At 43.7% G+C, this 20,293-nt stretch carries 20 protein-coding genes; 13 read left to right on the forward strand and 7 right to left on the reverse strand.

The features are described from left to right. The first annotated feature begins 59 nt into the window (after positions 1-59). The 3 genes from proS to guaA all read left to right on the forward strand — a co-directional run bounded on the left by proS (position 60) and on the right by guaA (position 4,585). On the forward strand, positions 60-1,499 hold the full coding sequence (gene proS / locus ETP43_RS02075) for a proline--tRNA ligase (protein WP_118634902.1): 1,440 nt from the start codon (positions 60-62) through the stop codon (positions 1,497-1,499). An 88-nt stretch (positions 1,500-1,587) separates the two neighbouring features. Beyond that, positions 1,588-2,943, forward strand: coding sequence for a CCA tRNA nucleotidyltransferase (locus tag ETP43_RS02080; RefSeq protein ID WP_129256947.1), 1,356 nt, complete (start codon positions 1,588-1,590; stop codon positions 2,941-2,943). A gap of 97 nt (positions 2,944-3,040) precedes the next feature. Beyond that, positions 3,041-4,585, forward strand: a complete 1,545-nt coding sequence (gene guaA / locus ETP43_RS02085; protein ID WP_106491233.1) for a glutamine-hydrolyzing GMP synthase — start codon at positions 3,041-3,043, stop codon at positions 4,583-4,585. A gap of 77 nt (positions 4,586-4,662) precedes the next feature. Here guaA and ETP43_RS02090 read toward each other — a convergent pair whose 3' ends face one another. From ETP43_RS02090 to ETP43_RS02100, 3 genes are all read right to left on the reverse strand, one after another. Next, on the reverse strand, positions 4,663-5,844 hold the full coding sequence (locus ETP43_RS02090; protein ID WP_005333347.1) for a site-specific integrase: 1,182 nt from the start codon (positions 5,842-5,844) through the stop codon (positions 4,663-4,665). Positions 5,845-5,878: 34 nt separating this feature from the next. Then, positions 5,879-6,073, reverse strand: coding sequence for a DUF3173 domain-containing protein (locus tag ETP43_RS02095; protein ID WP_005333349.1), 195 nt, complete (start codon positions 6,071-6,073; stop codon positions 5,879-5,881). Positions 6,074-6,454: 381 nt separating this feature from the next. After that, the gene (locus tag ETP43_RS02100; protein WP_005333350.1) at positions 6,455-6,772 is read right to left on the reverse strand and encodes a helix-turn-helix domain-containing protein; all 318 of its coding nucleotides are present in this window, start codon (positions 6,770-6,772) and stop codon (positions 6,455-6,457) included. Positions 6,773-6,963: 191 nt separating this feature from the next. Here ETP43_RS02100 and ETP43_RS02105 point away from each other — a divergent pair, with 191 nt between their 5' ends. From ETP43_RS02105 to ETP43_RS02145, 8 genes are all read left to right on the forward strand, one after another. Continuing rightward, positions 6,964-7,152: a 2-ketoisovalerate ferredoxin oxidoreductase gene (locus ETP43_RS02105; RefSeq protein WP_425458801.1), complete on the forward strand. Its 189-nt coding sequence runs from the start codon at positions 6,964-6,966 to the stop codon at positions 7,150-7,152. Positions 7,153-7,550: 398 nt separating this feature from the next. Next, a complete protein-coding gene (locus ETP43_RS02115; protein WP_005333353.1) occupies positions 7,551-8,690 on the forward strand; it encodes a hypothetical protein in 1,140 nt (379 codons plus the stop codon). Next, positions 8,684-9,742, forward strand: a complete 1,059-nt coding sequence (locus ETP43_RS02120) for a YqaJ viral recombinase family nuclease (protein WP_005333354.1) — start codon at positions 8,684-8,686, stop codon at positions 9,740-9,742. The genes ETP43_RS02115 and ETP43_RS02120 overlap by 7 nt, the downstream gene beginning before the upstream one ends. A 51-nt stretch (positions 9,743-9,793) precedes the next feature. Further along, entirely contained in the window at positions 9,794-12,031 is a 2,238-nt protein-coding gene (recD2, locus tag ETP43_RS02125; RefSeq protein ID WP_005333356.1) for an SF1B family DNA helicase RecD2, read from the forward strand. A gap of 83 nt (positions 12,032-12,114) precedes the next feature. Then, on the forward strand, positions 12,115-13,062 hold the full coding sequence (locus ETP43_RS02130) for a hypothetical protein (RefSeq protein WP_005333375.1): 948 nt from the start codon (positions 12,115-12,117) through the stop codon (positions 13,060-13,062). A gap of 54 nt (positions 13,063-13,116) precedes the next feature. Further along, on the forward strand, positions 13,117-14,337 hold the full coding sequence (locus ETP43_RS02135; RefSeq protein WP_005333381.1) for a CHC2 zinc finger domain-containing protein: 1,221 nt from the start codon (positions 13,117-13,119) through the stop codon (positions 14,335-14,337). Continuing rightward, on the forward strand, positions 14,334-15,116 hold the full coding sequence (srtB, locus tag ETP43_RS02140; protein ID WP_005333383.1) for a class B sortase: 783 nt from the start codon (positions 14,334-14,336) through the stop codon (positions 15,114-15,116). The genes ETP43_RS02135 and srtB overlap by 4 nt, the downstream gene beginning before the upstream one ends. 62 nt (positions 15,117-15,178) lie before the next feature. Beyond that, on the forward strand, positions 15,179-15,595 hold the full coding sequence (locus tag ETP43_RS02145; protein ID WP_020436703.1) for a hypothetical protein: 417 nt from the start codon (positions 15,179-15,181) through the stop codon (positions 15,593-15,595). Between the two features lie 577 nt (positions 15,596-16,172). On the opposite strand, the gene ETP43_RS02150 is transcribed toward ETP43_RS02145, so the two are convergent. The 3 genes from ETP43_RS02150 to ETP43_RS02160 form a co-directional block, all read right to left on the reverse strand. Next, positions 16,173-16,979 (reverse strand): hypothetical protein, encoded by an 807-nt coding sequence (locus ETP43_RS02150; RefSeq protein WP_005333388.1) that lies wholly within the window; start codon positions 16,977-16,979, stop codon positions 16,173-16,175. A gap of 30 nt (positions 16,980-17,009) precedes the next feature. Beyond that, on the reverse strand, positions 17,010-17,543 hold the full coding sequence (locus ETP43_RS02155) for an RNA polymerase sigma factor (RefSeq protein ID WP_129256948.1): 534 nt from the start codon (positions 17,541-17,543) through the stop codon (positions 17,010-17,012). A gap of 149 nt (positions 17,544-17,692) precedes the next feature. Then, on the reverse strand, positions 17,693-18,193 hold the full coding sequence (locus tag ETP43_RS02160; protein ID WP_020436705.1) for a hypothetical protein: 501 nt from the start codon (positions 18,191-18,193) through the stop codon (positions 17,693-17,695). Positions 18,194-18,410: 217 nt separating this feature from the next. On the opposite strand from ETP43_RS02160, the gene ETP43_RS02165 reads away from it, so the two are divergent. Further along, the gene (locus ETP43_RS02165) at positions 18,411-19,349 is read left to right on the forward strand and encodes a ParM/StbA family protein (protein ID WP_020436706.1); all 939 of its coding nucleotides are present in this window, start codon (positions 18,411-18,413) and stop codon (positions 19,347-19,349) included. 4 nt (positions 19,350-19,353) lie between these two features. Beyond that, positions 19,354-19,725 carry a hypothetical protein gene (locus ETP43_RS02170; RefSeq protein WP_005333400.1) on the forward strand — a complete coding sequence of 124 codons (372 nt, stop codon included), beginning with the start codon at positions 19,354-19,356 and terminating at the stop codon, positions 19,723-19,725. 150 nt (positions 19,726-19,875) lie between these two features. Here ETP43_RS02170 and ETP43_RS02175 read toward each other — a convergent pair whose 3' ends face one another. Beyond that, on the reverse strand, positions 19,876-20,205 hold the full coding sequence (locus tag ETP43_RS02175) for a helix-turn-helix domain-containing protein (protein WP_129256949.1): 330 nt from the start codon (positions 20,203-20,205) through the stop codon (positions 19,876-19,878). Between the last annotated feature and the right edge of the window lie 88 nt (positions 20,206-20,293).

Here is a 20,293-nt window from a genome sequence, read left to right on the forward strand (position 1 = left end):
CAAAATCAGGCACAGAAAGATTCCGAGAGTACGTGAGAACAAAAATGGAGGAAATAAAGATGGCAAAAGACAAAAAAATGGTAGAAGCGATCACTTCCATGGAAGAGGATTTCGCACAGTGGTATACCGATGTAGTAAAAAAAGCAGATCTGATTGATTACACCAGTGTAAAAGGATGTATGGCGATCAAACCGGCAGGTTATGCGATCTGGGAAAATATCCAGCATGAACTGGACAGAAGATTCAAAGAGACAGGTGTAGAAAATGTGTATATGCCAATGCTGATTCCGGAAAGCCTTCTGCAGAAAGAAAAAGACCACGTAGAAGGATTTGCACCGGAAGTTGCATGGGTAACACACGGCGGACTCGAACCGCTGCAGGAGCGTCTGTGCATCCGTCCGACTTCCGAGACCCTGTTCTGTGATTTCTATGCAAAAGAGATCCAGTCCCACAGAGATCTGCCGAAAGTATATAACCAGTGGTGTTCCGTTATGCGCTGGGAGAAGACAACCCGTCCGTTCCTGCGTTCCAGAGAATTTCTGTGGCAGGAAGGACATACCGCACATGCAACGGCTGAGGAAGCAGAAGAGAGAACCATCCAGATGCTGAATCTGTATGCAGATTTCTGCGAGCAGGTACTGGCAATCCCGGTTATCAAAGGAAGAAAGACAGACAAAGAAAAATTTGCAGGTGCAGAAGCTACTTACACCATCGAATCCCTGATGCATGACGGAAAAGCCCTGCAGTCCGGTACCAGCCATAACTTTGGCGATGGATTTGCAAAGGCATTCGGCATCCAGTATACAGACAAAGAAAATAAATTACAGTATGTACATCAGACATCCTGGGGTATGACAACCCGTATGATCGGTGCGCTGATCATGGTACACGGCGATGACAGCGGACTGAAACTGCCGCCGAGAATCGCACCGGTACAGGCAATGATTATCCCGATCCAGCAGAGAAAAGAAGGCGTTCTGGAAAAAGCCGCTGAACTGGAAGCTGCACTGAAAGCAGCAGGTATCCGTGTGAAAACAGATGCTACCGACAAGAGCCCGGGATTCAAATTCGCTGAGCAGGAGATGCGTGGTATCCCGGTTCGTATCGAGTGTGGACCGAAGGATATCGAGGCAAATCAGGCAGTTGTTGCAAGAAGAGATACCGGTGAAAAGATTGTTGTCGCTTTACCGGAACTGGCTGAGAAAGTAACAGAAATCCTGGATACGATTCAGGCAGATATGCTGGAGAGAGCAAGAGCACACAGAGATGCACATACCTATACAGCAACCACCTACGAAGAGTTTGTAAAGACCATCAACGAAAAACCTGGATTTATCAAAGCTATGTGGTGCGGCGATCAGGCATGTGAGGACAAGATCAAAGAAGATACAGCAGCAACTTCCCGTTGTATCCCATTTAACCAGGAACATCTGGCAGATACCTGTGTATGCTGTGGAAAACCGGCGACAAAAATGGTATACTGGGGCAGAGCATACTAAAAGAAAAAGTGTGGGAACATCAATAAAGGCATTCGGCTGTTATCGGTGTTCAGAACGAATAGCATGAAACAGAAAAGGAGTGGATAGAATGCGGTTACAGTTACCGGCAGCAGTAAACATGATTATTGATGTGCTTCAGGCGCATGGGTATGAGGGATTTGCAGTGGGTGGCTGTGTCCGGGATTCGGTGTTGAACAGAACGCCGGATGACTGGGACATAACCACATCTGCCACTCCTTATCAGGTGAAGGAATTATTTCCCAAAACCGTGGATACCGGTCTTCAGCATGGAACCGTGACGGTTATGGTACATGGCGTCGGTTACGAAGTGACCACATACCGGATCGACGGGGAATACGAGGATGGCAGACACCCGAAAGAGGTGCAGTTTACCTCAAATCTGACCGAAGACCTGAAACGCCGCGATTTTACGATCAATGCCATGGCTTACAGCAAAGATCGTGGGCTGATTGATGAATTTGGCGGGATGAATGATCTGCAAAGAAAAATCATCCGCTGTGTGGGAGATCCGTGGCAGCGGTTCGGTGAAGATGCACTGAGGATCCTTCGGGCGGTACGGTTTGCAGCGCAGCTTGGATTTGAGATTGAAGAAAATACCAAAAAGGCAATTGTGGAACTGGCATCGACGCTTTCAAAGATTAGTGCGGAGCGGATCCAGACGGAGACAGTGAAACTATTGATGTCGGATCGTCCGGAGATGTGGAGAAGTGTGTATGATCTTAGCATCACACGGATCATCATGCCGGAGTTCGATGCGATCATGGAAACGCCGCAAAATACCCCGCATCACATGTACAATGTGGGGGAACATACATTAAAGGCGCTGAGCCTGACGGAAAAAGACCGGATCCTGCGTCTGACGATGCTGCTTCACGATATTGGAAAAGCAAGTATGCGGACGACCGATGCAAACGGTGTGGATCATTTTAAAGGGCATGGTCCGGCGGGAAAAGAAATCGCGAAAAAGATTCTTCGCAGACTGAAGTTTGATAACGATACGATCGCACAGGTGACACATCTGATCTACTGGCACGATTATCGACCGGCACCGGAAGAAAAAGCGGTCCGGCGGGCGATCCACAAAGTGGGAGAAGATCTGTTTCCGCTGTTTTTGAAGGTACAGCGGGCGGATAACCTGGCGCAGAGCATGTATCTGAGAGAGGAGAAGCTGGCGCGGATCGACGGTGTGGAAAAACTTTACCATGAGATCATGGAAAAACACCAGTGTGTGTCGCTGAAAACACTGGCAGTGACCGGCAGGGATTTGATCGCAGAAGGAATGAAACCGGGACCGCAGATGGGAGCCGTTCTTCAGGAACTGTTGGAAGTGGTGCTGGATCAGCCGGAAATGAATGAAAAAGAGAAATTGCTTGCCTGGTGGAAAGAACATGGGACTTGTCAAAAGGCGGAGGGTACTTTATAATATAGGGTACTTTAGAGATAAAGGGATATAAAATACAGAACTCCGGCAGAGTCCGGGGAAGAAACAATGGATATCAGAAAATCAGGAGGAGACATTCATGAAGAGAGAAACCGTAATCGTACTCGATTTTGGTGGACAGTACAATCAGTTAATTGCACGACGTGTACGTGAGTGTAATGTATACTGTGAAATTTATTCTTACAAAACCGATTTGGAAAAAATCAAAGCTATGGAGCCGAAGGGAATTATTTTCACCGGCGGTCCAAACAGTGTATATCTGGAGGATTCTCCTTCTTATGCAAAAGAAATCTATGATCTGGGTATCCCGGTTCTCGGTATCTGCTACGGTTCTCAGCTGATGATGCACCAGCTGGGCGGAAAGGTATGCAAAGCGCCGGTTCGCGAATATGGTAAGATCGAAGTAACCGTAGATCAGTCTTCTGCATTATTTGAAAATGTATCCGAAAAGACCATCTGCTGGATGAGTCATAACGATTATATCGAGCAGGCAGCGCCTGGATTCAAGATCATTGCTCATACACCGGACTGTCCGGTAGCAGCAGTGGAAAATGTAGAAAAGAAACTGTATGCAACTCAGTTCCATCCGGAAGTTCTTCATACAAAAGAAGGAAAACAGATGCTGGCAAATTTCGTATTTAACGTATGTGGTTGTGCCGGCAGCTGGAAAATGGATTCCTTCGTAGAGGAATCTATCAAAGCCATCCGTGAAAAAGTCGGCGACGGTAAAGTGCTGTGCGCACTGTCCGGCGGTGTGGATTCTTCTGTAGCAGCCGTTCTGTTATCCAAAGCAGTCGGCGATCAACTGACCTGTGTATTCGTAGACCACGGTCTTCTGAGAAAGAACGAAGGCGATGAAGTAGAAGCAGTCTTCGGACCGGACGGAAATTATAACCTGAATTTTATTCGTGTCAACGCACAGGAACGTTTCTATGAGAAACTGAAAGGTGTGGAAGAACCGGAAGCAAAGAGAAAAATCATCGGTGAAGAGTTTATCCGTGTATTTGAGGAAGAAGCAAAGAAAATCGGTGCTGTGGACTTCCTGGTACAGGGAACCATTTATCCGGATGTTGTAGAAAGCGGCGTTGGCGGAGAATCCACCGTGATCAAATCCCACCACAACGTAGGCGGTCTGCCGGAGCACGTAGATTTCAAAGAGATCATCGAGCCTCTGCGTGACCTGTTCAAAGATGAAGTAAGAAAAGCCGGTCTGGAACTCGGCATCCCGGATTACCTGGTATTCCGTCAGCCATTCCCGGGTCCAGGACTTGGTATCCGTATCATCGGCGATGTAACCGCAGAAAAAGTACAGATGGTACAGGACGCAGACGCCATCTGGCGCGAAGAAATCGCCAAAGCCGGTCTGGACAAAGAAGTAAACCAGTATTTCGCAGCTCTGACCAACATGCGTTCCGTAGGTGTTATGGGTGATGAAAGAACATACGACTACGCCATCGCACTGCGTGCAGTAACCACCACAGATTTCATGACTGCAGAAAGCGCTGAGATTCCGTGGGATGTCATCGGAAGAACAACCAGCAGAATTGTAAATGAAGTGAAGCATGTAAATAGAGTAATGTACGATTGCACGGGGAAACCACCGGCAACGATTGAGTTTGAATAGTTGACGCTGGGCTACAAAGCCCGTAACCACGGGGCTTTGCGGCTTTGGGTGTTTGAAATTGCATTATCATTGCATTTTTATATTTCTTTGTGATACATTGCAGTATGCTGATTACTGGTATAATTAGCAATACTTTGAGAAGCTGACTGGTAGCTGAGAACCCCGGTCAGCTTCTTTGCAATCTCAATATTGGTGTTTGGATACAGATGACCATAAGTTCCTAGTGTCGTCTGTATTTTTTCATGTCCAAGACGCTCTTTAATCAGCAGTGGATTTTCGCCCATGCTGATAAGCAGGGAAGCATGCGAATGTCTCAGGGCATGAATTTTGATTCTGTGGACACCAGCTAAATTTGCCAATTTCTCTAATGCTCTTGGAAGCGTTGTTTTGCTGGTGGGTGTACTGTTATAACTCAGTACGAATCCACAATTTGGTAAAACCTTTGCCTGGACCGCCTTCCATTCTTGTAATTCCTTGATGGTATCAGCATCAATATAAATGGTACGGTTGCTTGCCTGCGTCTTAGGTTCAACGAATTTGTAGTCATTCATTGTTTTATAGTACAGTGTTTTACTAATAATCAGCATACCTGTTTCAAAATCAATATCATCCCACTGTAAGGCGGCAGCCTCTCCAATACGCATTCCAGTCATAAATAAAAGCCAGAACGAGATGAAGAGATAGTGCTCGTAGTAGTCACCTTTGTACAGCAGGGATATTACCTTCTGAAACTCCTCCAAAGTCCAGAAGTCGATCTTTACTTTTTTAGATTTGATATTGCCGATCATGCGGGCAGGATTCTTCTTTGCAAGTCCGAGGATAATCGCCCGGTCAAAAGCTAAACATAACATTCCCTGAACAATGCGTACATAGTTTGGACTGAATTGTTTTGCCAACTTGAGCTGCCAGGTCTGTACATTTATCGCTTCTATTTCGGACACTTTCTTCTTGTAGAAATAGGCAAAGTGTTTTTGAATGGTCGAGTAACGATTCTTGTAGGTACTTTCTTTCACCTGAGTTTTGTACCACGGAAGATAGATTTCTTCAATAAACTTTTTGAAGGTAATGTCTTCCTTCTTATCAGCTAATTCTTCCGTTGATGCAAGAATCAATTTGGAATACTCGGCACGGGCTTCTTTTTTTGTTGAGAATCCGCTGCGGTATTTTTGAATCTGTTTTCCGGTTACAGGATGATATCCGAGGTTGGCTCGAAAATAATAAGTGCCGTTTTCTGCTTTTTTAATTGGATCTTTTGCCATGATTTCACTCCTTACTAAAATGCAAAAAGCACGATCATTCTTGCTTATCGGGCAAAGTAATCCCTAATAATTCTTCAACGGCTTCTTTTGGAACCCTGTCTAATTTTCTGGATTGATAATAGGTATGCCCCTTTTCTACCATAAGTTCCTTTGCTTTTTTGATAATATCAGCAGCAAAGGAAGGACCGTAGCCTAATTCAATCAAATCCCTTTTTGTTACAGTTATCATGAATCTCCTTTCCATAGACAGGGAATCAACTTGATACCTGTCTATTATTATATCAAATTTTGAGTAAAAGTTCTCTAATAAAAGCGCTATAAGCTAAAATCCCAAAAGTCTATGTTATTCTTTCAGAAGCCAGTTCCTATGCCCGCTCCGGCCACGTAAAACGGTGTTACTTTGTAACTATTAAGCTGCAGGCGTGCGAAGATGCAAACTATCTGCAGTCACCTATATCAATCTCCCGAAAGATTTCTTTTGTTTTCAAGGTACGGCGAATGGATATATTACCCATTCAATTAAGGAATAGGGGGCTTTTCTTTAAGATTGAAAAATTTTGAGAAAAAATGATAAAAATAAAAGCTGCCTTGATTTGGCAGCTACGGAAATCTATTTGCGTTTTAGAGCCAGACGATTCAGCATGGAAATGAGCGCAAGCATATCCTCATCATCGAGTTGTTTCATCAGATCAGTTGCTTTGTCAATCAGAGGAAGATTGTGCAGCTCTGAATCGAAGAACTGTTGAGGAGTGACTTCCAGATAGTCACAGATATCCAGAAAGCTCTGCATGGTAGGCAGAGAACGTCCGGAAGTGAGGGACTGGATGTAGCTTTTATTTTTGCCAAGATCCAGACTCATCTGATATTCAGATACATTTTTCTTTAAACGCAGTTCGCTGATGCGTTCTCCAATAAAGTTTTTATCCATACATTTACACCTCTCTTCCACATTTTAAACTATTTACTTACAGCAAATTACGGAATAAAATAGAGATATATTTGAAATATAGTGATTATTCCGTAATATAACCGTAATTTACTAAAATGATACAAAAAAGAAATTATGGATGATAGAAAATGGATTTTGGGGTATGATGATAGCAAAGGAAGTGGATGTCTGTGCGGATTATAGGAAATGAGCAGGAAATTGAATGGGCGAAGGAAGCACTGCGGAATCAATGTAACGATTGTCCCTACTTGGACTGCTGTAATGAAAAGGCGAAAGAGGAGTCAAAGCAGTGTGGAACGGTTCGGTTTGGCTGCCGGGAGTATCTGAAAGAGAAGATTGAATTCGTAGTAGAAAAATAGATGTAGTATTTTGAACAAATATAAACACCATATATAGTATAAGCCTGAATTGACATGAGGAATATCTTGTGCTAGTATACTGATATAGTTTATTTTATGCACACCCTTTTTGGGGAGTTTCGGGATTCATAAGAATCTCCAAACTTACAGGAAACAGCAGGAGCTGATTCCTGGCATAAGTAGTTTATGTTTGTAGTGAGTGTCACGGTATGCCTTTTTTGGCTGCGTGGCACTTTTGTTTTTTCAGGAAGAAACCAGACTTTTAAGAATGAACAGAGAAAAGACTCTCTTTTCATTCTTTTTTTGTGCTTACATTTAGGTTTCGGCATAGTTGCATGCCACAACCAGCTTCGGCTGTTGATGGATAAATATTATTTTAAGAAAGGTGGAATAAGAACATGAATGAAGCAAGAGTGTATGCAGATGGATTTGAGAGATCCTTTGCAGAAGTAAAAGATCTGCTGGAGTTTCTGGCAGAGAGAGGAAGAAATGCCAAATGGATCAGAAAGCCAACGAATACGTTACGGCTGGCACCACTGGAAAAGGAGGCTCAAAATCTGGATGCGGCAGATGCATCCATGGAAGAAATTTTGGAGGATACAGAGAAGAATACGCAGCTTGTACTGAAAATGAGAGGAGAATCCTATCCGGTACGTGACTGTGCCATCCGCACCATTTTAAGCCGCGCAGGTGTCAATGGAGACGGGCTTCGCAAGCTGGATAAGGCAACATATGCGAAGGTAGTCAATTACTGCCTGCGGGTTGCAAAAGGGGATGCCCTGATTAAGATTGCGGACGGAAAGGTTTCCGCAGTACATGGCGGGGATAAACATGATTATTGCATCCTTGATATGAAAGCCATGTTTGAGACAACCTGCGAATATCTGAATCTGAATTTCAAAGGCAGTGTTTACATGGAGGGCTCTGGTATCTATGACCATTCCATTGTATCTGCCATGTGGAAGCTCGGAGGAAGTCAGGAACTTCTGGATACTTACCGAAAAGCACTGGATGCACACGGAATGGATGAGAAGATCCTGTCACCGGCACTTCGTTTTACCACATCTGACGTGGCAGCGAGCGGTGCAAATCTGTATCCGATGCTTTTGACAGACGGACCAAACGGCGTTATCAGTCTGGGAAGTCCAATCAAGCTGGCTCACGATAAAGGGGCAACGATTCTGGACTTCCGGAAAAATCTGGAGCAGGTATGCGCCCGCTATGTGGATGCGATGAAGAATCTTACTCAGCTTATGGACATTGAGATCCGTAATCCGGTGAACTGCCTGAAGCTGCTGATGAAGGAACTTGGCATTAAACAGAAGATCCGGAATGAGGTGGTGGAGCTATTTGTATCCCAGAACGGGGAAGGTGCCTGTACGGCACATGATCTTTATTATGCCATGAATGAAGCCTCCTTTTTTGCAGCCTGTGAAGGAATGTCCGGACAGGGCATCCTGAAGCTGGAGGAGGATATTACGAAGGCGCTTATAAAAGACTGGAAAAAATATGACGTTTATGGAGCAGTCAAATGTTAGGAGGAATTGGAATGAATAACAAAGCAGAGTATACACCGGAAAAGGTTGTGGATATCAGTAACCTGTCAAGAGAAGACTGGTTGGAATACCGCAAAAAAGGAATCGGCGGCAGTGATGTAGCGGCAATCATGGGGATCTCTCCATTTGCCACTATCCGGGATCTGTTTTACAACAAAACAGGTGTGCAGCCGGTCATTCAGGAGGAAGAGGAAAGCAACTGGGTTGCCAAGGAAGTCGGACACCGGCTGGAAGATCTGGTGGCAGAAATCTTTTCCAAAAAGACCGGACTGGAAGTATTTCCGGTACGTGTCATGTTCCGGCATCCATTATATCCGTTCATGCTTGCAGATGTGGATTTTTTTGTTCGTATGCCGGATGGGACATTTGCGATTCTGGAATGTAAAACCTGCAATTATAATGCGAAAGATAAGTGGGCTGATGAGGGTATTCCAGCTCATTATGTGCTGCAGGTAAGGCATTATCTGTCTGTGATGAATATGCAGAAAGCCTTTATCGCATGCCTGTATGGAAATAACGAGAATGAGTTTGTGTATCGCACCATTGAGCGTGATCTGATTGAGGAAGAAGACATCATTGATCAGGAAACGTATTTCTGGCAGGAACATGTATTGAAAAATGTAGTACCGCCGCATAACGGGAATTCCGATCTGGTTCTGGCAAATATCCGTAATTATGGTGGTTTTGCAGACAAATCTATTCCGGAAATTGTGCTTTCCGGTCTGGAATCAAAAAATCTTGAGAAGTATCTTACCCTTTCGGAGGAAAAGTCACAGTTGGAAAAACGGAAAAAGGAAATCGAAGCAGAACAGCGGGCAATCAGTGTTCCTTTTGTGGAACAGCTGGGGCAGGGCTGCAAGGCAGTGCTGGAGGACGGTACGAACCGTTACCGTATTACCTATAATCCGACCAGACGTACTTCGGTTGGGAAAGACCAGATGGAGAAGCTGAAAAACCAGCATCCGGATATCTATGAGGAATATACAAAAACAACGGAGAGCCGTACTTTCCGAATTAAGAAGGAGGCGGCGTAATGAGAAAACCAAATGAACGGATGCGGATAAAAAGCTGGAGGGATATAAACAATGAGGTGCAGATTTAAACATAAGATTTTCCAGAATGAGGAGAATGGGTATACGATTGCCATATTCACCACACAGGATACGTCTGTCCCCCTGTCAGCCAGAGACAAATATCTGGCATCCCGGAATATCATCGGCTTCTCAGCGATTGGATTCGGTCTTCCGCTTACAGACGAGATTGAGCTTGAGATGGAAGGCAGATGGGAGAGCGGAGAGCATGGAACTCAGTATCAGGTGGAAAATTTCATGGAGGTTGTACCACGGACAAAGGAGGGTATCTTAGGATACCTTTCTTCCGGTGCAATCAAAGGTATCGGTCCCAAGATGGCAGATACTATTTTCCGGAAGTTTGGGCTTCAGACACTGGAAATCATGGAAAACAACCCGCAGGAACTCTTGAAGATCCGTGGAATTTCCGAGAAGAAGCTGGCTGCTATTGTGGAGTCCTATGGAAAAAACCAGGTGTTCCGGGAACTGATGACGTTTCTGGCGCCTTTTAAGGTAACACCCAAAAAAGTGAATATGATTCTGAAGAAATTCGGAAATGAATCGGTGGATATTATCCGGCACCGCCCTTACATGCTGAGTGCAGTCAAAGGCTTTGGGTTTCTGACTGTGGATGCGATCGGAAGACAGTGCTGCTGTGCACTCAATGATCCCATGCGGATATCCGGGTGCATCGGACATATCATGAATCAGGCAATGAAAGAAGGACATCTGTTTAAGCAGCGTCAGGAGGTTATCAGGGAAGCACTGGAAATGCTGAACCGGGATCTGCAGGTCATGGCAGTATCGGAGCAGGATGTCAGTCAGGTGCTTTACCGGCTGGTGCTGCAAAAAAGCATTGTTGTGGAGGAAGAACGGATCTATTCTATCCGGCAGTATGAAGAAGAAACACAGACCGCTTCCATGATAGCCAGACGGCTTTTGGAGAAGCCGGTTTTGCTGTCCATTGAACCGGAGCTGGAAAAGGCACAGAAGACACTGGGGATCACGCTGTCAGAAACACAGAAACAGGCAGTGCGGATGGTGTTTGCACATCCCATCAGTATTATTACCGGAGGTCCCGGAACCGGAAAGACAACGGTTCTCAAGGTGATTCTCTATATCCATCAGGCGTTATGCAGGTCAGAGGTACAGCTTATGGCTCCGACCGGACGTGCGGCAAGACGTATGGTGGAGAGTACCGGCTGTGAAAATGCATCCACGATGCATCTGGCCCTGGGGCTTTTGGGAGATGATACGGATTTTGAACCGGATTTTGAGTACCTGTCTGCTGGATTTCTAAATGTAGATGAGGTGTCCATGGTGGACATGCATCTTGCCTATGAATTTTTCCGGCGGGTTAGCAGACATGCCAGAGTCCTTTTAGTCGGGGATAAGAACCAGCTTCCATCCGTAGGAGCCGGGGATGTGTTCCGGCAACTGATTGCCTGCGGGCTGATTCCGGTCACGGTACTGGATCTGGTTTACCGGCAGGGCGCTTTGAGCAGCATACCTTATAATGCAAAACTGATGCAGGAGAATAAGACTAATCTGAGCTTTGGGGAGGATTTTCAGTTCATTGCCTGTAAAGGAGCAGATGAAGCGGCAGAGATTGTCCGGAGGATTTATCTGGACGAGATTGCAAAAAACGGCATGGATCAGGTACAGATCCTGACTCCGTATCGGAAACGCAGTGCTGCCGGAGTGGATGAATTGAACAAATCTCTGGAGGATTTTGTAAATCCGCCAATCGCAGGGAAGAAGGAACTGCATATCGGCAGTCAGGTGTTCCGGGTTGGCGATAAGATTTTACAGAATAAAAATACCGAGATGGCGAGTAACGGCGATCTGGGCAGGATACTGGACTGTATCACGGATGAGGATGGAAATGCCAGGGCAGTGATCGGATTCCCGGATGGGCGGCAGGTGCAATATGAAGCTGACCAGATGGAAATGATCGAACATGCTAACGCAACAACCATCCATAAGGCACAGGGTTCCGAATGTCCGGTTGTCATCATCCCTTGGGTAAAAGCCTTTTATATGATGCTGAAGCGCAATATTCTCTATACCGGAGTGACCAGAGCGAAAAGCAAGGTTTATCTGGTAGGGGAATGGGCTGCAGTCTGTCAGGCAATCCATACGGATGACAGCGGGACAAGGAACACCATTCTGAGTGAGCGGATCGTACAGTATTACGATCAGTATCAGAGTGAACAGAAACCGGAAATGGAGCAGTTAAAACTTGTTGTTTAAAAATATTTTTCAATTTTTGAAATAAGCGGACTATTACTCTTATATAGGGGAACGTCTGCTTTTCTAAATGAAAGGAGCAGAGAATGAAAGAATTATTGTATAAGAAATCAGAGGCAGTTGCCGCTTTGAACCGTGTGGATGGCTTCCATCCGATGGAACTGGCAAGAAAGATTGGAGAAGAAGGGCAGGAGGAGCAGCTTTATCTGGATGTGAAATACCGGAAGCTATGGTTTCGTCTGGTCAATCCGGCAGGAAAGATCATCAGCCGGATTATCACTTTCACAGAGAACATGGCAGTTGTGGAAGCACGTATCTATCTGGATAAATGTGATCAGGAAGACAATTATGTAGCCAATTCCTTTTCGCAGAAATTCCGGAGCGATGACCCGAAGTTTGGAGACAAATTTCTGGAAATGGCAGAAACAGCAGCCGTAGGAAGGGCATTATCGGATGCCGGATATGGTGTGCAGTTTGCGGATGTGGGAGAGGAAAATGATCCTGCACAGGTAGATGCCGGAATTCCATATCAGAATCCACAGATGCCGGATTCAGGTGCCATGGAAAATGCAGCCATGCCGGATTCGGGTGTCATGCCAAATGCCCCTATGCCAACTTATGGAGAGATGCCAGGTCAGCCGGAATATGCAGGCCAGCAGATGATGAATCAGTTCTATCAGCAGGCACAGGCGGCGGGAAGCACCATTTACCATGGCAGTGGACAAATGCCTGGCTACGGTTCCGCTCCGGCTGCCTCTACGCCGCCAAAGACCGGACAGATGCTGCAGGGAGCATTACAGAATCTGGATACGTCCCTTCCGGTAGAAGAACTGATGAAACACATGAACTATGAAATGGCAGTCGGGACTGTGATTCCGGGAAAGGGAAAATACGGCGGAAAGACCATGGGACAGGTGGCAGTTGAAAGCCCGTCAACGATCCAGTGGTTTGCCGAGCAATATTCCGGACCGAACAATCTGGTTCCGGCGGCAGCAAAGGTAATTTTACAAAAAGCAATGCCGATGGCTGGTTAAGGAAGAACCCCGCAGAGAGCTTTTTTCTGCGGGGGAAAGGAGGAAGAGACCGGGATGTATTATGATATGTCTGGGTTTGATTATGGAATACTGGATGTGGTGCAGGTGCTGCATCTCAGAAAGCGGCGGGGAAACTATTATGACTGCCCGTTTTGTGGAGAGACGCATGGAAAACTGAATATCAATGTGGAAAAGAATGTATTCCGGTGCAACCGCTGTGATGCGTCCGGGGGGATGCTGAAGCTTTATGCGGATTTGCACAATGTTACACTCTCCGAAGCAAATCAGCAGATCCGGGAAGCATTAGGAAAAGGAGAATACCGGACGGATTATATCAAAGCAACGCCGGTACAGGAAGAAAAGGCAACGGCAGAGCTTGCACCCATAGAGGAAATCCACCGGACGTATCAGAGAATGCTGTCCATGCTCACGCTTAACAGGAAGCATCAGGAGGATCTGCAAAGACGAGGATTAAAACCGGAACAGATCGAAGCACAGCGTTACCGGAGTGTCCCGCTGTTTGGAATGAAGAAGCTGGTCAAAAGGCTGGCAGAAGAAGGATATATGGTGAAAGGCGTGCCGGGATTCTACCGGGATACAGACGGAAACTGGACGATTAACTTCAAAGCAGAAAACTCAGGAATCCTGATTCCCATAGTTTCTTTGGACGGGTTCATCCAGGGTTTTCAGATCCGGGTAGATCATGTGACTGACACGAAAAAATATATCTGGCTGTCCAGTGTCAATTATGACCAGGGAGTTTCCTCCGGAAGTCCGGTACATGTGATCGGTGATCTTGCCGCAGAACGTGTCTATCTGACCGAAGGAGCCTTAAAAGGGACCATAGCCCATTATCTGTCCGGCGCTACCTTTGTGTGCGTTGCCGGAGTGAACCAGTACCGGAATCTGAAACCGGTGCTGGAGCGGATGAAAGGATATGGGATGAAACAGCTTTTGGAGGCGTATGACATGGATAAGAAGATGAAAGTAGCCTGCAATAAGCATGACAGTAAGTGTGCGGTCTGTTTTGAGCGTTCCCCTGTTATCTGCCAGCATAAGGCGGAGAAACGGAGGATTATCCAGAACGGCTGCAATAAGGTCTATGAAATCTGCCGGGAGCTTTCCCTGCCGATGAACCGGATGGTCTGGGATATGGACGAGAGCGGGGAGTGGAACGGGAAACACAAGGGGATTGATGACTATTTAGCCGCCATCAAACAGAAGGAAGGAACCGGGGCACAGACTTCGGCTCTTCCGAAAGGAGAACAATCATGAGAAAAAAAGGAAATACGGTTCTTGCAGGACTCATTATCTGCCTGTTGCTTGTTTTTCTCGCAGCGGCAGGAAAACTCTTTGGTGCTTATCTGAAGTATCAGAAAGGGGACGTAAGTTACGAGAAACTGCAGGAATATGTTCAGGAACCAGAGGAAGAAGAATCACCGGAGTCTGAGAAAGAAAAGGAGGAACCTAAGAATAGGTATCTAGAAATTGATTTTGCAGGTTTAAAAGCGGTTAATCCGGATGTCATAGCGTGGATTCAGATTCCGGCACTGGATATTAGTTATCCGGTGGTACAGGGGAAAGATAATGCATATTATCTTCATCACCTTTTTTCGGGAGAATCCAATATCAACGGGAGCATCTTTGTGGACTGCCATAATCAGCCGGACTTTACGGATCAGAATACGATCGTGTACGGGCATAATATGAAAAACGGGAGCATGTTCGGAACTCTGGATAAGTACCAAGACAAAGAGCTATTTGAACAACATCCGGAGTTTTATCTCTATTTGCCGGACAAGATCCTCAAGTATCGTATCTTTTCCTGCTATGCGGGAAGAACCGGAAGTGAGGGATATAGGTATCATTTCCCGGAAGCGGAAGATTTTCAGACGTTTCTGGATACGGTGTCTTCTTATAGGGATTATGATACCGGCACCGAGCTGTCGGCAACGGATCGGATAGTTACGCTGTCTACCTGTGTCAATTCCAGACGGAATTATCGCTATCTGGTACATGGAAAATTAAGCAGTGAGATCATCACAGAGGAATAAAAGAATCGTGCTGGTGTGAGAAGAAATTTCTTATGCCAGCTTTTATTATGGGAGGAAATGTAATGGGAACAGCATTGGTTATGGAACATGCAAACGCACTGGCACAGATGATAGTCAGTGAAAAGGACAAGTTATTTGATGAAAGAGTGGAGGCTCTTGTAAAACTTTATAGAAGGGCGGAATTTTATCTGAAGCAGGGATTTCTGGAGAGCATCGTCTGCGAGTTCCATCGGAAGAAAGTGGAAATGATTATGCAGGCGGAAACAAAAGGAGAGATTACGGAAATACTGAAGTTATCAAAACCGCATTTTGACGGGAAAAAATTTGTCTATACCTCTCCGTATGCTGTGGAAGAGGAAGAGCTTCTCCTTTGGTCTCTGACATCACTGCAAGGTCCACTCCGGGATGAAGGGTATCGAAGATATCGGGAATTATTTGAGAAGTGCCTGCCGGAGATGGCAGAAAAGATTCCGGCGTAGAACAATGGCATAACAAAGGAACGAAAAAACTATCTTTTATTTTACTGTAATTTCACTCTTTATTGAATCTGCAATACTTTACAAAGTTTTTTACGGAAAAATGCTTCGGATTAATATACTTAACACCAGTATCTATCAGCTTAAATTTTGAATAACCAAACACCAGTGTTTCATTATTCACAAAAATCGTCATCTATCCAGAAAGCAGGTAAAATATGTTCACAATAATCAGAGTATTTTCTGCATTCAATACATTCTTCATCTAAAGAATCTACGCCGACATAATGAATATGATAATCTACAGTATCGTTTACAAATCTTTCAAGGAAGATGTTCAAAACAAAGGCTACTCTATCATCACAATAAACATAACCAATTAAATTCTTATGAATGATACAGTAAACGAGATAAACACAGCGTGTATCAACGATGCAGTTGAAATTGTATCCAGATTAAAGCCTATTTATACTTTAAAGCATGCACGGAGACAGCAAGAAGACCTATTCCTGTACGGAAGAGGTCTTCCTGTCCTTATACTAAAGTTAATTGGTATGCTGAAGTCCCGCAAAAGCAACATTTAATTTACCTCCAGATTACCGCTTTTAAGAGATAGATAATCGGAACTTCCGCTAAGCAGATAGAAAAAATATTCCCCTTTTTCATCTGGTGAGAAACTATATTTTCCACTCAGTTCATCGAACACTTCTCCTTCATACATTATCCCGTCTTTTACATAACCGATAATCAAATCTTGGGATACTGTAATGTCTGATTTATATTTATCAAACGAAATGACTATATTATCTTTATCAGTTAGTTCCCATCCCTTTCCATTGTCTTGTGTAAGTACACAAAGTGAATTGTTGATTAGAATTATTTCTGGAATGATATACATTTCATCTGATTTATCAGTAGGAATCTCTACTATTGATGATGGTATGAAATTAGGCATCAGACTGCTTTTAACAATTCTGCTTTCAGGAAATTCTGATGAAGATTTGGCTAATTCCTCAATATCAACAACTTTCCCCTTTTCATTGGTATATACACCGTCTTTTAATATGATGTAGCTTCTATCATTGGTTTCTGTCCCGATTAAATGTCGATTGCTGTCATCAATTAAAGCCGATGTTAACAGATGACTGATTGCAGCATATACAGGCATACACAAAAACACTGAAACCACAGTTACAATAATTGCAGTTCTATAAGTGAACTTTAAAGGCTTATGTTTTGAAGCTGTTTTACAAAATACATTTTGACGTATCTTTTGTTTGGAATATTTTTTCAGTATTTTATTGCAATCATGAAAATACACTTCCTCAATAAAAGATTCATCAATTTCACTCATTAACTCATTCAAAGAAAATTTTACAGTCTTCATATCTAAATCCCTTCTTTTCCATTTTTAGTTTTAATTTTTACGTCCGCGTAACAGTTTGGATTTTACTGTAGATTCTTTTAATCCGGTTTCTTCTGCTATTACAGCGATTGTCTTAGTGTAATAGTAGTACGAGATAAAACATTTTCTTTCGTCAACTGATAGTTCATATATGCTTTCTTTTAAGCATTTGATTACTTCTTCTTTTAACGGCCCGTATTCAATATGTTCGTTCGTTCCAACCTGAAACGCATCTTCGTAATTTTCAAAATGCATCTTAGAGGTTTTTCGTAATGCGTTTTTTGCCATGTTTCTTGCGATTGTTCCTAAATAGGGTTTGAATGTGCTGTAGTTATCTGTATCTAAATCTGCACTGTAATTCCATAGAGCTACAAAAACATTAGACACGACCTCCTCCTTGTCTTCATATGGCAAAGCACTTCCAATAATATTCTCGACTATGTATACAACATATCTGTAGTATTTGTTCATACATATTTTTAAAGCGCGCTCATCTTTATTTTTTAGTTCGAGCATCAGTTGTTTCTCATCTATGTTAAATAACATGCTTCTACCTCATAAATTCAGTGAATACTATAGCAGTGGTTTAATAATGGGAATGTGTATTTTCAAAAAAGGGAACCGAGAAACCAAGTTAAAAAGCTTCAATTAAAATCAGGATAAGTACTCACCAGCACTTGAAATATTTTCCACTATTAAAATGTAATAGAAAATGATTTGATTGTAAAGGCATCAGAGGACAGATTAGTTACCATGCCGTAATAGTAATCTGTTGCCTGTGTCGTAAATCCTGAACGCAAACCACTTGCTGTAATCTCACGCACAAATTCTGATGAAGGTCCAGCTACGTATGCGCGTACTCTTGAACGATGAAAAGCAGAACGGCTCAAAGTGTAATTTATAGTTATGTATCTGCCGCTATTACAATAAAGTCCCATACTGTTATTTGATGGTGTTAATATGGCGACTTCGCCATTTTTCAATGTGATTCCGCGCCAAGTATATCGGGCATATGCATTTGGAATAACACCTTCTTCAACAACTTTCTGCAGGCTTTCGTCAGCAAACACAGTGTACTTCCATTCAATCATATTAGGGTCATCTGTAAGCGGCTCTGCTGCAAAAACATTAACACTTAGCGACAGCATCATAACGAGTGTTAGGATAAAACTGATTATTTTTTTATAAGCCTTCATATATGTACACGACTCCTTTCCAAGGTTCCCTTTGTAATAAGATACACAGTAAATATTGTAACGGTTGCATTTATTTAAAAAATTAAAAAAGATAATTTTTAATTTTTGTTTTTTGAATTTTTTGATTGGTAAAATAAGAAAATGGATTATAAAGAGTTGCACTCTAGGTACCTCCTACGTACAGAATAAGTATCAAATACAAAGGAGTGAAATCATTATGATTAAAAAATTAAGAGTAGCCGTGGATCACGGGAACCGGAACATGAAAACCTGTCATTTTATCTTTACCACAGGACTGACGGAACAGGATAAAAAGCCTGCCAGGGGAGAGAAGTATCTGAAATATCAGGGAAAGTATTATACCCTTAGTGAGAAGCGGATTCCGTACCAGAGGGACAAGACGCAGGACAGCCGGAACCGATTCTGGATTCTGACCTTATTTGCCATTGCAATGGAGCTGGAGCAGAAAAGCCAGATCCAGCCGGAGGATGTCATTCAGGTGGAACTTCCGATTGGGCTTCCGCCGAAGCATTTTGCAGAGCTTTGTGAGAGATATGAACGCTATTTCAAAGGGGACGGGAAGGTGCAGGAACTGTGCTTCAACGATAAAGTCTATCACCTCTGTATACAGAATGTAATGGCGTTTCCGCAGGATTATGCAGCCATGATGACGAGGATGATGGAAATCCGTGAGATTCCGAAAGTCGTAGGGATTGATATTGGCGGATTTACTTCTGATTATCTTCTGATGAGAAGTGGCAGACCGGATATGGATTATTGTGATTCTCTGGAAAAAGGTGTGATTACCATGTATAACGATATCATTTCCAGTATTAACAGTGAATATGACATGCTTCTGGAGGAGGCAGATATCGACAGTATCATCAAGGGAAAAACGCAGTATTATGAGGAAGCTGTTGTACAGGCAGTAGAAACCATGGTTCAGAATTTTGTTACCGATCTTCTGAACAGCATCCGAGAGCGGGGCATTGATACAAAATCTACTTATACGGTGTTTATCGGCGGCGGAGCAGTGCTTCTGGAACGATTTCTGGAGCAGGCAGACCGGTTGGGAAAACATACCTTTATCCGGGATATGAAAGCAAATGCCGATGGATATGATCTTTTGTATCGCATGACACAGGCTGGAGTGTGATTTTATGGGAAAGAAAAATCCGTTTGTATTCACTATTGGTTTTGATAAGTCGGATCCAGATCACGTGTATGTGACAGAACTTCTGAATACGACAGAGAAAAAAGCAAAACTGATCGTTGCGGCAATTCTGGCATATACGGGAAGAACGGATGAGACAGGTAATGGCAGTATAAGCATGGAACCGGATATGCTCCGGCCAATGATGCAGCAAATCATCCGGGAAGAAGTAAGAAAGGTATTGGAAGGGCAGGACGTTTCTAAGATAAATAGAGAAATGCCCACAGAAGTTGATTTGATGGAAGAAGAACCGCTGCGGATGGATCAGACTATGAGACAGAATGTAGTGGATGCTATCAGTGCATTTCGCAGGGCATAAAAAAGCAGGAGAGATACACATGCTTATGGCAGTGTACTCTCCTGTTCTTTGTATCAGAATGGGAATAGACAGAAAACTCACAGACTATTCACAGATTACTCACAGATTGTCTTTGTATAATGTGTAGATGATGAAGGATACGGGAGAGCCTTAACTTAGGTTCTTGAATCCATCCAGAAGTCCACGCAGTGTAGAAAGGGCAAGCTGTTTCTGCTCCTCCGGGCAGGAATTTAGTTCTGCCATGATTTGCTGCATGGTAGAATCCGGGTTCGTTTTCTGGTTAGAAAATATAGCATCTATGGAAATATGTAAGTAAGTTGCCAAGGCATAAAGTGTTTCCAACTGTGGATTGCCAATATAGTTTTCAATATCAGAGACAGTCCGTAAAGAAATTTTTGCCTGTTCCGCAAGAATGTTTTGCGAAAGATTGCGGCGGAGACGTTCTTCCCTGACTGCATCTCCCAATAATTTTTTCACCATCTATATCACCTCACTTAATGCATATATTTTATCGTAGATTAACACTATACGAAATGCGTTAAAGTGCGTTATGATAAGCAGGATAACA

The sequence above is a fragment of the Blautia faecicola genome, assembly GCF_004123145.1.
GTDB lineage: Bacteria > Bacillota > Clostridia > Lachnospirales > Lachnospiraceae > Oliverpabstia > Oliverpabstia faecicola.

Excerpts from the sequence above, each read along its gene's own strand:
- proS (WP_118634902.1), top strand. The coding sequence starts at position 60 with ATGGCAAAAGACAAAAAAATGGTAGAAGCGATCACTTCCATGGAAGAG.
- ETP43_RS02080 (WP_129256947.1), top strand. The coding sequence starts at position 1,588 with ATGCGGTTACAGTTACCGGCAGCAGTAAACATGATTATTGATGTGCTT.
- guaA (WP_106491233.1), top strand. The coding sequence starts at position 3,041 with ATGAAGAGAGAAACCGTAATCGTACTCGATTTTGGTGGACAGTACAAT.
- ETP43_RS02090 (WP_005333347.1), bottom strand. The coding sequence starts at position 5,844 with ATGGCAAAAGATCCAATTAAAAAAGCAGAAAACGGCACTTATTATTTT.
- ETP43_RS02095 (WP_005333349.1), bottom strand. The coding sequence starts at position 6,073 with ATGATAACTGTAACAAAAAGGGATTTGATTGAATTAGGCTACGGTCCT.
- ETP43_RS02100 (WP_005333350.1), bottom strand. The coding sequence starts at position 6,772 with ATGGATAAAAACTTTATTGGAGAACGCATCAGCGAACTGCGTTTAAAG.
- ETP43_RS02115 (WP_005333353.1), top strand. The coding sequence starts at position 7,551 with ATGAATGAAGCAAGAGTGTATGCAGATGGATTTGAGAGATCCTTTGCA.
- ETP43_RS02120 (WP_005333354.1), top strand. The coding sequence starts at position 8,684 with ATGTTAGGAGGAATTGGAATGAATAACAAAGCAGAGTATACACCGGAA.
- recD2 (WP_005333356.1), top strand. The coding sequence starts at position 9,794 with ATGAGGTGCAGATTTAAACATAAGATTTTCCAGAATGAGGAGAATGGG.
- ETP43_RS02130 (WP_005333375.1), top strand. The coding sequence starts at position 12,115 with ATGAAAGAATTATTGTATAAGAAATCAGAGGCAGTTGCCGCTTTGAAC.
- ETP43_RS02135 (WP_005333381.1), top strand. The coding sequence starts at position 13,117 with ATGTATTATGATATGTCTGGGTTTGATTATGGAATACTGGATGTGGTG.
- srtB (WP_005333383.1), top strand. The coding sequence starts at position 14,334 with ATGAGAAAAAAAGGAAATACGGTTCTTGCAGGACTCATTATCTGCCTG.
- ETP43_RS02145 (WP_020436703.1), top strand. The coding sequence starts at position 15,179 with ATGGGAACAGCATTGGTTATGGAACATGCAAACGCACTGGCACAGATG.
- ETP43_RS02150 (WP_005333388.1), bottom strand. The coding sequence starts at position 16,979 with ATGAAGACTGTAAAATTTTCTTTGAATGAGTTAATGAGTGAAATTGAT.
- ETP43_RS02155 (WP_129256948.1), bottom strand. The coding sequence starts at position 17,543 with ATGTTATTTAACATAGATGAGAAACAACTGATGCTCGAACTAAAAAAT.
- ETP43_RS02160 (WP_020436705.1), bottom strand. The coding sequence starts at position 18,193 with ATGAAGGCTTATAAAAAAATAATCAGTTTTATCCTAACACTCGTTATG.
- ETP43_RS02165 (WP_020436706.1), top strand. The coding sequence starts at position 18,411 with ATGATTAAAAAATTAAGAGTAGCCGTGGATCACGGGAACCGGAACATG.
- ETP43_RS02170 (WP_005333400.1), top strand. The coding sequence starts at position 19,354 with ATGGGAAAGAAAAATCCGTTTGTATTCACTATTGGTTTTGATAAGTCG.
- ETP43_RS02175 (WP_129256949.1), bottom strand. The coding sequence starts at position 20,205 with ATGGTGAAAAAATTATTGGGAGATGCAGTCAGGGAAGAACGTCTCCGC.